Raw genomic sequence first — 13,480 nt, 5'->3', positions numbered from 1 at the left:
GTCTCAGCCCAGGTCGCCGACGGCTGCATCGAGCAGCATGAAGGCGCGACCGCCATCGGACGCCAGACGAACCTGCACGCCCGCCGCATCGCCCGCGCGGGCGGCGGCGGACAGGTCCTGCGCGATCATGCGGACATAGCGTTCGGCGTCCTGGCGCAGGTCGGCGTCGCCCAGCACCCGGCGCGAGACGCTGCGGACAGCGGCGGGGGCGACGCGGCGCACGATGGCGCGGGCGGCGTCCGGATCGCCGCCGCTGATCGCGCGCGCGGCCTCCTCGACCCGCGAGCGCGGCAGGAGGGCGTTGGGATCGACGCCCATGCGACGGATGGCGGCCATCACCCGCTCGGCCAGGGCGTCGGCGTCGGCCGGGGCCAGGACCGGCGCGGAGCCGGGCGTGTCGAGGTTGATCGGGGCCTCTACGGCGTCGTCGCCCGAGACCAGATCGCTCCAGTCCAGCGCCTTGTCTGAGGCGGGCGCCGCAGCGGACGACGGGGTCTCGGTGGGTTCCAGGCGCAGGCGACCGCGCAGGCCGAACCGCTTTTCCGGCGCCGGGGCGGGCGAGGGGGCCAGATCGGGCGCAAGGCGGGCGGGGCGTAACTCGGCTTCGGGCGCGGGATCGCGGCGACGGACGGCCGGGGTCTCGCCCGAAACGACGCCCATCAGGCGAACGGCCTCGGTCAACATGTCGTAGTTGCGACGCACCCGATCCTGGAAGCCGACGTCCAGGGCCTCGGTGTCCTCGGCGGCCTTGCGCGAGGCGGCGGCCAGGGAGGCCAGACCTTCCTCGACCGTGGCGCGCACCGCGTCGGCGCGGGCTTGAGCCTCCTGAGGCAGACGGGAGGCGCGTTCGTCCACCTCGGCGACGGCGGCGTCGATCTCCGACAGGGCGTCGTTCAGGCGCGTGATCATGGCTTGCAGCCGGTCGATCATCCGTTCGCCGGTCTGATCGACCAGGCCGGCTGTTTCGGCCACGATGCGGCGGGCGTCCTCGATCCGGGCGTCGGCGGCCTGGTCGGCCTTCTGGGCCGCCTCGAACAGGGTTTCGCCCAGCCGGTCGGCGCGCAGCCGCGCCTGCTCGGCGGCTTCGGCGGCGGCGGCGCGGGAATCCTCGGCCGTGGCGCGCATATGCTCCAGGGCGCGGCGGGTCTCCTCCATCAGCACGTCGCGGGATTCGGCGGCCATGGCCTCGAAGCGGTCCAAGGCCAGCTTGGTGGCCGTGTCGAAGCCGTCGGCCTCGCGCTGGGACATGTCGACGAGAGCGCGGAACTGGTCCGAGGCCGCCTCGACCAGGTCGCGCATCGACTCCGTCGAAGTCAGGGAAGCCTGGCCCAGTTCGGCGGCGGCGGCGCGGCTGGCCGACAGTTGCTCGATCAACTGGGCGCGCTGGCTTTCGACCTGGGCGGAGAAGTCCTCCTGATCCGTGCGCAGGGCGTAGGCGGCGGTGACGAGGGCGGCGCGCTGCTGGCCCAAACCCTCCTCGACCGACTGAATCTGTTCGGCCACGCCCGAGCCCGCGTTTTCGAGGCGAATCGTCTGACGCGCCAGGTCCTCGGCGGCGACGCGGGCGGCGTCCTGGGCTTCGCCGGCGGCGGCGGCCAGATCGGCCGCGCGGGCCGCCAGCGTCGCCTCGGCCTCGCGCAGTTGCGCCTGGGCCAGGTCGGAGGCGTCGGCCACCATGCGGGACTGGCGTTCGACCGCATCGACCACGCCGGTCGCCTGTGAATCCAGGTGGACGCCAAGGATCTGCATCTGGTCGCGTTCGCGGCCCAGGCTTTCGGTCAGGCGGCGGGCGGTGCGGCTGGCGGTCTCGGCCGCCTCGTTCAGGCGCGCGGTCTCCTGGGCCAGGGCTTCGCGCAATAGGGCCATGTCGTTGCGCGCGCGCTCGGCCGCCAGGGCGGCGTGGTCGATGTCGGCGCGCAGGGATTGAAGCACCTCGCCCGTCTGCTGGGCCGCCAGAGCGGTGGGGGCGACCAGGGCCTCGGCCAACTGGCGGGCGCGCCGGGTCTCGGCGGCCAGACCGGCGCCTTGGCGCACGGCATGGGCCAGGAGAATGGCCAGCCCCGCCGGCGCCAGGGCGATCAGGGCGTAGAGGGCCAGCCGCAGCGGGTCCAGATCGGCGCCGCCGGCCCCGATCTCATACGCGGCCCAGGAGGCGACGCCGCCGATCCACAGGGCCGAGGCGGCGCCGGCCATCAGATAGGTGTGACGACCGGACGAGGGTGTGCGGGGGGCGGCGGTCGCCTTGGCCACGGGCGACGACCGTTCGAACGGGGCGGGGGGCTTGCCGGCTGCGACGCCCAGTTCGACGGCGGCGGTGGATTCCGGCGCGGGTTCGCCGGGCAGGTCGAAAGCCTCGGCCAGGGCGCGCTGCTGCCGCGCCGTCTCGGCCGTCCGCTCTTCGGCCAGGCGCTGTTCTTCCAGCAGGCGACGGCGACGACGTTCGGACATGGGGCGTTCGGCCAGGGGACGTTCTGGAGCCACGTCGAAGGTCGGTTTCACGATAGGGGCGTCCTCGGGCGCGGCGGCGTCATTGTCAGCCGCGTCCCGGCCGTCGACGACGGGCGAAGCCTCGACGGCGCCCGTCTCCTCGTTGGTCAACTTCAGCGGCGGCCGCTTGGGAGATTTCATCGCCGACAACTCGATCCCTACTCTCGACGTGCCGCGTGACACGCCCGCCGAACCCTAGAGGCTGAACTGCGTGAGTTGAAGCGCACGACGACAGGAATCCGCCCGCCAGTTCATTTGCGTAACGATTCGTCGCGTCCGCCGGTCAAAATCGACCGAGATCAGCAGGTCGGCGCGGCGGGACGGTCTGGGGCATGCGTTGCGGCGGAACATTCGGCGACGCGGTGCACTTCACGATCAGACTGGCGCGGAGCGTGGGTGTCGACGCCGAACTGCGGCAGGACGGCGGCGGCCAGAAGCGCGATGAAGCCGGCGATGAATTCGACCAGCGCCTGCATCCAGCCTCTCCCTGTCGCGCCGTCCACAAGCGGCGGCGCACCCTCGGACTATGCCCCAGATGAGCGAACGTCACAATCCCGCCCTATGACGATTGACCGGAGGGGGCGCGCATGGAACGGGTGTTCGTCCTCCAGCCACTTGAACGAGACGCAGCCAGAAGGACGGAATGACGGACGGCGCTCCTTACGAAGGCAGCCTGCTGACTCCGGGCCCTGGCCTGTGGCGCACCGCCGTGGCGGATCGATTCGCCATACTGATGGAGAACGAGGCCTATTTCGACGCCCTGGCCTCGGCGATCCAAAAGGCGGAACGGTCGATCGTCGTCCTGGGCTGGCAGTTCGATCCGCGCACCCATCTGGACCCCGAGGCGCGGCCGGGCGACCGGCAGGCCGAGATCGGACGGCAACTGCGGATGCTGGTCAAACGCAAGCCGGATCTGGACGTGCGGCTGCTGATCTGGAAATCGCCCTTGCTGATCGCGGCCTCTCAGGGCTTCTATCCGCACAAGGCGCAACGGTGGTTCCGCAAGCGGATGGTGGAGTTCCGGCTGGATTCGCCCGGTCCCATCGGCGCCTGCCATCATCAGAAAGTCGTCGTCGTCGACGACCGGATCGCCTTTTGCGGCGGCGGGGACATCGCGACCGACCGCTGGGACTCGGTCGAGCATCTAGACCACGACCCGCGCCGCGCCCAGCCCAACGGCCTGATCTGCAAGGCGCGGCATGAGGTGATGTGCGTGATGGACGGGGCGGCGGCGCGCGCCTTGGGCGATCTGGCGCGCGAACGCTGGTTTCGCGCGACCTGGGAGCGGACCGTACCCGACGTCGTGGACAATGATCCTTGGCCCGACGGCGTGGCGGTGCAGATGACGGACGTGCCGGTCGGCGTCGCCCGGACCGAGCCGAAATGGGGCGGGCGCCACGAGGTGCGCGAAAACGAGACTTTGCACCTAGAATCAATAAAGCGCGCCAGAAAGCTGATTTATCTAGAAAACCAGTATTTCACCTCGCCCATCATCGCCGCCGCCCTGGCCGAGCGGCTGGCCGAGGCGGACGGGCCGGAGGTCATCCTGGTCTCCACCGGCCAAGAGCCCCAGCTGGTTCGACAGCATGACCATGGACACGGCGCGCGCCGAGGTCCTGTATCGCCTGGAGCAGGCGGACAAGTACAATCGCTTCTTCGCCTTCGCCCCGCGCACGGCCGAGGGCGACCGGATCATCGTGCACGCCAAGGTGTCGATCATCGACGACCGTTTTCTGCGGATCGGATCGACCAATCTGAACAACCGCTCCATGGGGCTGGATACCGAGTGCGACGTGGCCATGGAGCCGACCGACGCCGCCGGGCGCCAGGTCATCGTCGATCACCGCCATCACACCATCGCCCACTGGATCGGGGTGAAGGCGGAGGCGTTCGCCGCCGTCGAGGCCGTCATGGGCGCGACGGGCAAGGCGATCTGCAGCTTTCAGACCGACCGGCTGGTCCCCCTGGGGTCCGAGCCGCCGACCCGTATCCAGAGGATGTTCGCCGAATGGCAGTTGGGCGATCCCATGTCGTCGTCCGACGCCTGGCGGCCGTGGAAGCGTCTGAACCGATCCCAGCGCACTCGACCGCGTTCTGAGGGCGGCCAGGCGCCGGGCTGACGGACGGGGACGGGGGCGTCAGGCCGCGATCACCTCGAAGTCGACGATCAGGGGCAGGTGATCCGAGGCGACGCGGGCCAGGGGCGAATAGTCGGATCGCACCGCGCGGATTCGGATGTCCGGGCTGACGAAACAGTGGTCGATGCGGATCGCCGGGAAGGCCGAGGGGAAGGTCTTCACGCTGGGCTTCAGCCCCAACTGACGCTGGCAGTCTTCCAGACGCCGGCACAAGGTCTGATAGGGGCGGGTGATCGACGTGGCGTTGAAATCGCCCGCCAGCAGAGTCGGGCCCGTGCAGCCGCCCAGCCAGCCCGCCCCGGCCAGGGCGGCCGCCTGAAGCCGTTGCTCGCGCGGGACAAGGCCCAGATGGGTGTTCAGGACATTGATCCGGACGCCGTCGATCAGAATCTCGGACCAGATGGCGCCGCGCGGCTCCAGCCCCGGCACGCCACGCACGGTCGGCAGGGCGTCGGCGCGGACAAGCCGCTCCGGATGGGGGGTCAGGATGGCGTCGCCGTACAGTTCGGCCTCGACCTGCATCGCCGGATGGAAGCGGGAGGTCATAGCCAGACCCGCAGCGATGGCCTGGGCCTGATCGACGCCGCCGGTGCGGGCGCGGCCGACGTCCAGCTCCTGCAGACAGACGATGTCCGGCTCATGCTCGCCGATGACGGCGACGATGCGGTCCACGTCCAGGCGACGATCGGTCCCGACGCAGCGGTGGACGTTGTAGGTGAGAAGGCGGGGCATGATCGGGGCGCGAGGTGAGGCGAAGCGGCCTTATGGACGGCCAATAAGACCCTGGTGCGACGCTTACAGGAGGATCAGGTGATCGGGCAGTTCGTTGGGATTGTCAGCGCGGGGCGGGAAATGCCGGGCCAGGACCTGGCCGCACAGGCCAATGGCCTTTTCGAAACCCTCTGCGGCGCGGCCGGCGCGCAGCCCGGTGCTCAGGGCGCCCACGGCCTCGGCCCAGACGCTATCCTGAACCAGGGCGTGGATGCCCTCGTCGGCGATCAATTCGACCTGATGTTCGTCCAGGGCCGCGAACAGGAGAACGCCCGTTCGTTCGCGCGTGACATGGACGCCGTGGGCGAAGAATTGCTGGAGGGCGGCCTTGCGCACCCGGGCGCGACGCAGGCCCCGCGGCGTGGCCCAGCGCAAGACAGGCGGGATGCGGGTCAGAAGAAACACGCCCACGAAGACCGCCGCCTGGATCAGGGCGTAGACTCCCAGAGCCTGGGCCACGGTGGCGGATCGGGCCGCCTGATGCGCCGCCTGCCAGCCGCCCCGGCCCGGCCAGTCGACATCCAGGCCAAGGGGCAGAAGCAGCAGGGGCAGGATCAGGGCCGCGCCCGCCGCCCAGGCCAGGCTGACATCGGCATAGGTCGAGGCGTTGCGCGCCACGACGCAGAAGACTTCGCCCGAGGTCCGTTGTTCGGCGCTGGCGATGGCCGAGGCGATGCGCCCGCGTTCGTCGTCGGTCAGCCGCATCACCATCCTCCCGAGGCGCCGCCGCCGCCGAAGCCGCCGCCGCCGCCGCTGAATCCACCGCCGCCGAAGCCTCCGCCCCCGAAACCGCCGCCGCCCCAGCCGCCACGGTCGTCGTCGTCGTGGTTCCTCATCATCTCGGTGGCGGCCCAGACCAGGATGGGCCCCAGGCCGCTGCTGCGGTGACGACGGCCGCGTCCGGCCGCTCCGACCGCCCGAACGAATAGAAACAGGAAGATGACGGCGATGAAGACGATGACGCCGACCGGGATTTTGGCGCCCGACGCCTGATGCTCGCTTTCGGCCGCCGCCGCGCGGGCCTGGGCTTCGGCCGGGTCCAACTCAAGCTGGGCGATCAGGGCGTCGACGCCCTTGACCACCCCGGCCTGATAGTCGCCGTCGCGGAAGGACGGCAGGATGTCGTTCTGGATGACCAGGGAGGAAAAGGCGTCCGTCAGAATGGGCTCCAGCCCATAGCCGACCTCGATCCGGACCTTCTTCTCATGGGGCGCGACGATCAGCAGGGCGCCGTTGTCCCCCTCTTTTTGGCCGATGCCCCAGGCGCGGCCCAGCTGATAGCCGTAATCCTCGATCGGTTGATCCTGCAGGCTGTCGACGGTGACGACCACCAGCTGATCGCTGGACTTGGCCTCCAGGGCGGCCAGCTTCTCGGTCAGCGCCTGCTCGGTCGCCGGGTCCAGCAGGTTGGCCTGGTCCACGACCCGGCCGGTCAAGGCCGGGAAGATCGGCTTGGACTGGGCGGCGACCGGCAGAACCACCAGAAGCGCCGCCAGCAGGCCCAGCAGCAGCGCCGTCGAAAGGCCGCCGCCGGGCCGGCGGACCTTGGCGAGGGGGGCGTTCAAGATCAGGACTTACCGGGCCGGCGGGGTCGCGCCGGGCGTCACAGGCGCGGCGGTTCCGCCCGGCGCGGCGGCGTTGGAGGGCGGGTTGCCGAGGTTGAAGTTCACCTGGGGCGCGGACTGGGCCTCGGCCGTGGCCGTGAACAACTGCATCGGCTTGGAGCCGGACTGCAGGGTCTTGGCCCAGATCACGCTGGGGAAGGTGCGCAGGGTGGTGTTGTAGTCGCGGACCGCCTCGTTGTAGTCGCGCCGCGCGATCTGAATGCGGTTTTCGGTGCCTTCCAGCTGCGACTGCAGGGTCAGGAAGTTCTGATTGGCCTGAAGCTGGGGATAGGCTTCGACCGACACCAGCAGGCGCGACAGGGCGCCGGACAACTGGCCCTGGGCCTGCTGATACTGTTGGAACGCCTGAGGATCGCTGAGGCTGTCGGCCGAGACATTGACCGAGGTGGCGCGGGCGCGGGCGTTGATCACGTCCGTCAGGGTCGTTCGCTCCTGGATGGCGGCGCCCTGGACCGTGGCGACCAGGTTCGGCACCAGGTCGGCGCGGCGCTGATACTGGCTCTGGACATCGGCCCAGGCGGCTTCGGCCCGTTCCTGCTTGGTCGGAATGGTGTTGTAGCCGCAGCCGGCGACGGCGGGCGTGATCAGAAGCGCCATGGTGAGCGCGATCGAGCGAGCGTTGAGGCGGACCATGACATCTCCCTGTCGGCGTTGTCGCCGTGGAGGCCGACTATCGACCCGCCGCCTCAATGCATCAAGCGTCCAATGGCTCCGGTTGGAGATTGTTGGCGCGGCAGGCGGCCGAATAGGTGTTGGCCAGAAGACAGGCGATGGTCATGGGGCCGACGCCGCCCGGCACGGGGGTGATGCGGCCGGCGACCTGCACGGCCTCGGCGAAGGCGACGTCGCCGACGACGCGGGTCTTGCCCTCGGCGGCCTTGACCGGATCGGCCGACGGCACGCGGTTGATGCCCACGTCGATCACCGTCGCGCCCGGCTTGATCCAGTCGCCCCGGATCATCTCGGGCCGGCCGACGGCGGCGACCAGAATGTCGGCCGTGCGGCACAGGGCGGGCAAGTCGCGCGTTCTGGAATGCGCCACGGTGACGGTGCAGCTTTCGCCCAGCAGCAGTTGCGCCATCGGCTTGCCCACGATGTTGGAGCGGCCGACGATGACGGCGTTCAGGCCGGTCAGATCGCCCAACTGATCCTTCAACAGCATCAGCGACCCCAGCGGCGTGCAGGGGATCAGGCCGGGCAGGCCGACGGCCAGGCGCCCGGCGTTGACGACGTGAAAGCCGTCCACGTCCTTGTCCGGGTCGATGGCGTCCAGCACGGCCGAGGCGTCGATGGCCTTGGGCAGGGGCAACTGGACCAGAATGCCGTGGATGCCCGGGTCGGCGTTCAGATCGGCGATCAGGGCCAGCAGTTCGGCCTGGGTGGCGGTGTCCGGCAAACGGTGGGTGTCGGATCGCATTCCGGCCTTCAGGGTCGTCTCGCCCTTGTTGCGGACATAGAGCCGGCTGGCCGGATCTTCGCCGACGATGACCACGGCCAGGCCCGGCTTGACCCCCTGTCGGGCCTCCAGGCGGGCCGAGGCGGCGGCGACGCGCTCCACCAGACCGGCGGCGAAAGCCTTGCCGTCGATCAGGACGGCGGACGAAGAGGGGCTGGGGTCTTGGGCCGACATGGAACGGGTTCCGGGAGGGAGAAATCGGGATGGCGGCGATTTACAGCCGGGCGGGTTCGGCGTCTATGATCGCGGCGAATCTGCGGAGGATTTCATGAAGCGTCCCACCCTCGTCGCCGCCGCCGGCGTGGCGGCCCTGCTGGGGGCCGCAGGGCCTGCGATCGCGCAGGACGCGGGCTCCATCCGCATCGGCGGGTCGGTGCAGGGGGCCTTGACGGCGGAGGACGCCAAGGCGGCGGCCGACGACGGGGACTACGTCTATGACGACTATCGTTTCCAGGCCCGCACGGGACAGCGGCTGGAGGCGACCCTGCGGTCGGACGCCTTCGACGCCTATCTGGCGCTGTACGCCGAGGGGAGCGACACGCCCCTGGCCGAGGACGACGACGGCCTGGACGACGGCACGAACGCACGCCTGCGCTACAGGGTGGGCAAGGACGGCGTCTATGTGCTGCGCGCCCGCACCCTGGGCGGGACGGACGGCGGCGCCTATGACCTGTCGCTGATCGAACGGCCGCCGTCGCCGCGCGGGCCGCGCCCGACGGCCATCCGCCTGGATCAGACGTTGCAGGGCGAGATCAGCGCACGCGACCCGGAGGACGACGACGGCCACCGTTATGACACCTATGTCTTCCGCGCCACGGAAGGGCAGCGGTTCATCGTCAGCCAGGAATCGGACGACTTCGATTCCGTCGTTCAGGTCGGGCGGATGACGGATGGCGACTTCGTCAAACTGGCCGAGAACGACGACGGCGCCGACACGGGCCTGAATTCTCGCCTGGTGTTCGCCGCACCGGCGGCCGGAGACTATGTGATCCGCGCCACCGCCTTTTCGGACGGGCAGGGGCGCTATTCCCTGGGGCTGGCCGAGGCGCCGCCCGCGCCGGCGGCCAAGCCGATCACCCTGGGCGAAAAGGTCGAGGGCGCGCTGAGCGAGACCAGCCCCACGGATGATGACGGACACCGGGCCGAATTCTATCGCTTCCACGGCGCGGACGGTCAGCGGGTTTCCATCGAGCTGAAGGCCAGCGCGTTCGACACCTATCTGACCCTGCGGCGCGCCTCGGACAATTCGGTGGTGGCGGAGAACGACGACGGGGGCGACGGCACCAACTCGCGCGTCACCCACACCCTGCCGGCCGACGACGACTATGTGATCGAGGCGCGGGCCTTCAGCGGAGACGGCGAGGGCCGTTTCACCCTGGAAGTCACCGAAACCGCGCCGCCGCCGCCGCCCGCGCCGGTCGCCCTGGGGCAGACGATCGAGGGCGAGATCACCGAGGACGCGCCGCGCGAAGAGGACGGCAGGCGGTATGTCGATTATGTCGTCTCGGGCAAGGAAGGGCAGCGCATCCAGGCCATCCTGCGGTCGGGCGACTTCGATTCCTTCCTGCAGATCGGGTCGGCGTCGGGCGAGTTCAGCGCCGACGCCAGCGACGACGACGGCCTGGGCGAGGGCACGGACGCGCGCATCACCTACACCCTGCCGGCGGACGGCGACTATATCGTGCGGGTCACGCCCTACGCCGCCGACGGCAAGGGGCTGTACTCGCTGGAGCTGAGCGACCGGGGACCGGAGCCCAGGCCCGGCAGCCTGCTGGTCGGCGCAACCGTGCGGGGCGAACTGTCCGACAAGGACGCGATGACGGACGAAGGCGCCTATTTCGACGCCTATCGGTTCCAGGCCAAGAAGGACGAGAAGCTGCGGATCACCCTGGTCTCGAACGCCTTCGACGCCTTCATCGACCTGGGGTCCGACGGCGAGCCGTTCGAGAGTCTGGCGACCGACGACGACGGCCTGTCGGACAAGCACGCCCGGCTGGACTGGACTGCGCCGGACGACGGCTGGTACGTCATTCGCGCCCGCGCCTATGCGCCGAACCAGACCGGCCCCTACGCCCTGACGGTGGAACGCCAGCCGGCCGGCGCCGGCCGTGAGGCCGCAGTGACGTCCGCACGGCAGCCCTGAGCCCTCAGGCCGCGTTTCTGGACAGGTGACGCTCGGGTGAACGGCCGTGAGCCGCCCGCCCGAGGTCTTTGGGATCAGTGGGCGGGGCGCGCCTTGTCCGAGGAACTGCGCGCCAGTTCGCGGTTCAGCCACAGGGCCACTAAGGTGCAGATCGCGCCCGACAGCAGATAGGCGCCGGCGGCGATCAGGCCGAACTGGCTGGAGATCCACAGGGCCGCGAGGGGCGCGAAACCGGCGCCGAACAGCCAGGCCAGGTCGGACGTTAGGGCCGAGGAGGTGTAGCGGTTCGTCAGGCTGAAGCTGGAGGCCACCGGACCCGAGGCTTGGCCGAACGACAGGCCCAGCAGGATGAAGCCCGAGATCATGAAGACCAGCTCCCCGATCGGGCCGCCGTTCAGAAGCTGGGGCGCGAAGCCCGAGAAGGCGGCGATGCCGGCGGCGGTGACGGCCAACAGGGTGCGGCGGCCGTAGCGGTCGGCCAGCAGGCCCGAGGCCAGAATGGAGGCCAGACCGAAGGCGGCCCCGACCATCTCGATCAACAGGAAGCGGACGGGCGTTTCCTTGGTGAACAGAAAGACCCACGACAGGGGGAAGACAGTGACCATGTGGAACATGGCGAAGCTGGCCAGGGGGGCGAAGGCGCCGATGGCGATCTTGGGGCCTTCCTCGCGCACGGCCTGGGACACCGGCGTCGGCTGCAGGTCCCGGGTCTCGAACAGCTTCTGGAAGGCGGGCGTCACCACGATGCGCAGACGGGCGAACAGAGCCACGACGTTGATGGCGAAGGCCACGAAGAAGGGATAGCGCCAGCCCCAGTCCAGGAAGTCGGGCGCCGACAGGGTGTTCAGGAAGAAGGCGAACAGGGCCGAGGCGACCATAAGGCCGATGGGCGCGCCCAGTTGCGGGATCATGGCGTACCAGCCGCGCTTCTTCTCCGGCGCATTCAGAGCCAGCAGGGAGGCCAGGCCGTCCCAGGCGCCGCCCAGGGCCACGCCCTGGCCGATGCGGGTCAGGGCCAGCAGCACAGGCGCCCACAGGCCGACCGTCTCATAGCCGGGGATGAAGGCCACCGACACGGTCGAGGTGCCCAGCAGCAGCAGGGCCGTGGTCAGCTTGGCCCCACGCCCGAACTTGCGGTCGATGGCGATGAACAGGACCGTGCCCAGCGGGCGGAACAGGAAGGCCAGGGCGAAGACGGCGAAAGACAGCAGTGTGCCCTCCACAGCGCCGACATAGGGGAAGATCAACTGCGGAAACACGACCACCGAGGCGATGGCGTAAACAAAGAAGTCGAAAAACTCGGACGTTCGGCCGATAATGACGCCGATGGCGATCTCGCCGGCGTCGACCTTGCCATGATGCGCGTGGAGGGCGGCGGCGTCGCGTTCCAGCGACTCTGACGAAGGGGTCGTCGAGGCGGACATGGGCTAGGGCGCTCCGTAGGACTTGAATTTGGGCGGCACGGCGGATCGCCGCATTATGACCGGGCGCCCTTTGCGATGAAAGCGGCTGCAAGAGGATAGGACAGATTGTCCAATGTCGTTCCAGATCGAAGCTGACTATCGGCGCACGTTCAAACGCCAACCGTCGCGGCGCCTCCCCCTTGCCCGACGCTTTCCGATTGGAGCCGCCTTGCGCCGTCTGCGCCTACTTTTGCTCGCGCCTGTCGTGGCTCTGCTGTCGGCCTGTGATCTGGTCGTCCTGAGGCCGGCGGGCGACGTCGCCGCCCAGCAGGGCGACCTGTTGATGATCTCCACCCTGCTGATGCTGCTGATCATCGTGCCGGTGATGGGGTTGACGGTCTTCTTCGCCTGGAAGTACCGGGCGTCGAACAAGGAGGCCGAATATCAGCCCGACTGGGACCACTCCACCTCGCTGGAGCTGGTGATCTGGGCCGCGCCGCTCTTGATCATCATCTGCCTGGGCGCCCTGACCTGGGCCGGCACCCACCTGCTGGACCCCTATCGGCCCATTGATCGGATCAAGCCGGGCCACGCCGTCGCCGAGAACGTCGAGCCGCTGCAGGTCAATGTCGTGGCCTTGGACTGGAAGTGGATGTTCATCTATCCGCAGTACGGCGTGGCGACGGTCAACGAACTGGCCGCGCCTGTCGATCGTCCGATCCGTTTCCACATCACCTCGTCCTCGGTGATGAACAGCTTCTACATTCCCGCCCTGGCCGGTCAGATCTACGCCATGCCGGGCATGGAGACGAAGCTGCACGCCGTCATCAACAAGCCCGGCGAGTATCAGGGCTTCTCGGCCAACTATTCGGGCGACGGCTTTTCGAACATGCGCTTCGCCTTCCATGGCCTGGACCAGGCCGGGTTCGACCGCTGGATCGCCGGCGTGCGTCAGGGCGGACAGCCGCTGGATCGCGACCGCTATCTGGAACTGGAAAAGCCCAGCGAGAAGGTCCCGGTGCTGTATTTCGGCCAGGTGGACGGCGCCCTGTGGGACGCGATCCTCAATATGTGCGTCGAGCCGGGCAAGATGTGTATGGGCGAGATGATGCAGATCGACCGCAAGGGCGGCCTCAGCCTGGCCTCGGTGCGCAACACCATGCCCCTGATCTACGACAAATACGCCGGGCGCGGGAAATCGCCGGCCTATTTCGGGTCGAACGAAAGCTACGTCATGACCATCTGCACGCCGCTGCAGGCCGAGGCGGCCGCCGCCGATCGCATGCGCCAGTCCGAGCAACAGGCCGTCGCAACGCCCGTCAGCCTGGATCGTCTGACGGGGCAGGGGGTGTCGCACAAGGTCACGCCGATGGCGGCGCTGACGTCCAATTCCTTCGCCGCGGGGCCGGTCTCGACCGACATCCGTTCCGCCCCCAACGCCTGAGCGAATGCCTAGC

12 protein-coding genes are annotated in these 13,480 nt (G+C 69.2%); 3 read left to right on the top strand and 9 right to left on the bottom strand.

Annotated features, from left to right (window positions below; translation table 11 throughout):
- Positions 1 to 3: 3 nt before the first annotated feature.
- The 3 genes from QE389_RS05170 to QE389_RS05160 form a co-directional block, all read right to left on the bottom strand.
- Positions 4 to 2,628 (bottom strand): tipN, encoded by a 2,625-nt coding sequence (locus QE389_RS05170; RefSeq protein ID WP_307365110.1) that lies wholly within the window; start codon positions 2,626 to 2,628, stop codon positions 4 to 6.
- Between the two features lie 158 nt (positions 2,629 to 2,786).
- On the bottom strand, positions 2,787 to 2,963 hold the full coding sequence (locus QE389_RS05165; protein WP_307365107.1) for a hypothetical protein: 177 nt from the start codon (positions 2,961 to 2,963) through the stop codon (positions 2,787 to 2,789).
- A gap of 83 nt (positions 2,964 to 3,046) precedes the next feature.
- On the bottom strand, positions 3,047 to 3,631 hold the full coding sequence (locus tag QE389_RS05160; RefSeq protein WP_307365106.1) for a hypothetical protein: 585 nt from the start codon (positions 3,629 to 3,631) through the stop codon (positions 3,047 to 3,049).
- A 442-nt stretch (positions 3,632 to 4,073) separates the two neighbouring features.
- Between QE389_RS05160 and QE389_RS05155 the strand changes: the two genes are divergently transcribed.
- Positions 4,074 to 4,607, top strand: a complete 534-nt coding sequence (locus QE389_RS05155) for a phospholipase D-like domain-containing protein (RefSeq protein WP_307365104.1) — start codon at positions 4,074 to 4,076, stop codon at positions 4,605 to 4,607.
- An 18-nt stretch (positions 4,608 to 4,625) separates the two neighbouring features.
- Here the strand turns inward: QE389_RS05155 and QE389_RS05150 are convergent, their stop codons facing one another.
- From QE389_RS05150 to QE389_RS05130, 5 genes are all read right to left on the bottom strand, one after another.
- The gene (locus QE389_RS05150; protein WP_307365102.1) at positions 4,626 to 5,357 is read right to left on the bottom strand and encodes an endonuclease/exonuclease/phosphatase family protein; all 732 of its coding nucleotides are present in this window, start codon (positions 5,355 to 5,357) and stop codon (positions 4,626 to 4,628) included.
- Between the two features lie 63 nt (positions 5,358 to 5,420).
- Positions 5,421 to 6,101 carry a TPM domain-containing protein gene (locus QE389_RS05145; protein ID WP_307365100.1) on the bottom strand — a complete coding sequence of 227 codons (681 nt, stop codon included), beginning with the start codon at positions 6,099 to 6,101 and terminating at the stop codon, positions 5,421 to 5,423.
- Positions 6,101 to 6,961 carry a YgcG family protein gene (locus QE389_RS05140; protein ID WP_307365098.1) on the bottom strand — a complete coding sequence of 287 codons (861 nt, stop codon included), beginning with the start codon at positions 6,959 to 6,961 and terminating at the stop codon, positions 6,101 to 6,103. The genes QE389_RS05145 and QE389_RS05140 overlap by 1 nt, the downstream gene beginning before the upstream one ends.
- 9 nt (positions 6,962 to 6,970) lie before the next feature.
- The gene (locus QE389_RS05135; RefSeq protein WP_307365096.1) at positions 6,971 to 7,654 is read right to left on the bottom strand and encodes a LemA family protein; all 684 of its coding nucleotides are present in this window, start codon (positions 7,652 to 7,654) and stop codon (positions 6,971 to 6,973) included.
- Between the two features lie 61 nt (positions 7,655 to 7,715).
- Complete coding sequence (locus QE389_RS05130) at positions 7,716 to 8,651, bottom strand: bifunctional methylenetetrahydrofolate dehydrogenase/methenyltetrahydrofolate cyclohydrolase (protein ID WP_307365093.1); 936 nt, start codon at positions 8,649 to 8,651, stop codon at positions 7,716 to 7,718.
- A gap of 94 nt (positions 8,652 to 8,745) precedes the next feature.
- Here QE389_RS05130 and QE389_RS05125 point away from each other — a divergent pair, with 94 nt between their 5' ends.
- A complete protein-coding gene (locus QE389_RS05125) occupies positions 8,746 to 10,620 on the top strand; it encodes a PPC domain-containing protein (protein ID WP_307365091.1) in 1,875 nt (624 codons plus the stop codon).
- Positions 10,621 to 10,694: 74 nt separating this feature from the next.
- Here QE389_RS05125 and QE389_RS05120 read toward each other — a convergent pair whose 3' ends face one another.
- Complete coding sequence (locus QE389_RS05120) at positions 10,695 to 12,044, bottom strand: MFS transporter (RefSeq protein WP_307365090.1); 1,350 nt, start codon at positions 12,042 to 12,044, stop codon at positions 10,695 to 10,697.
- Between the two features lie 208 nt (positions 12,045 to 12,252).
- Here QE389_RS05120 and cyoA point away from each other — a divergent pair, with 208 nt between their 5' ends.
- Positions 12,253 to 13,467, top strand: a complete 1,215-nt coding sequence (gene cyoA / locus QE389_RS05115) for a ubiquinol oxidase subunit II (RefSeq protein WP_307365088.1) — start codon at positions 12,253 to 12,255, stop codon at positions 13,465 to 13,467.
- Positions 13,468 to 13,480 lie beyond the last annotated feature (13 nt).

It is taken from the genome of Brevundimonas sp. SORGH_AS_0993, assembly GCF_030818545.1.
Taxonomy (GTDB): domain Bacteria; phylum Pseudomonadota; class Alphaproteobacteria; order Caulobacterales; family Caulobacteraceae; genus Brevundimonas.
This window is presented reverse-complemented; position numbering and strand designations above follow the sequence as displayed.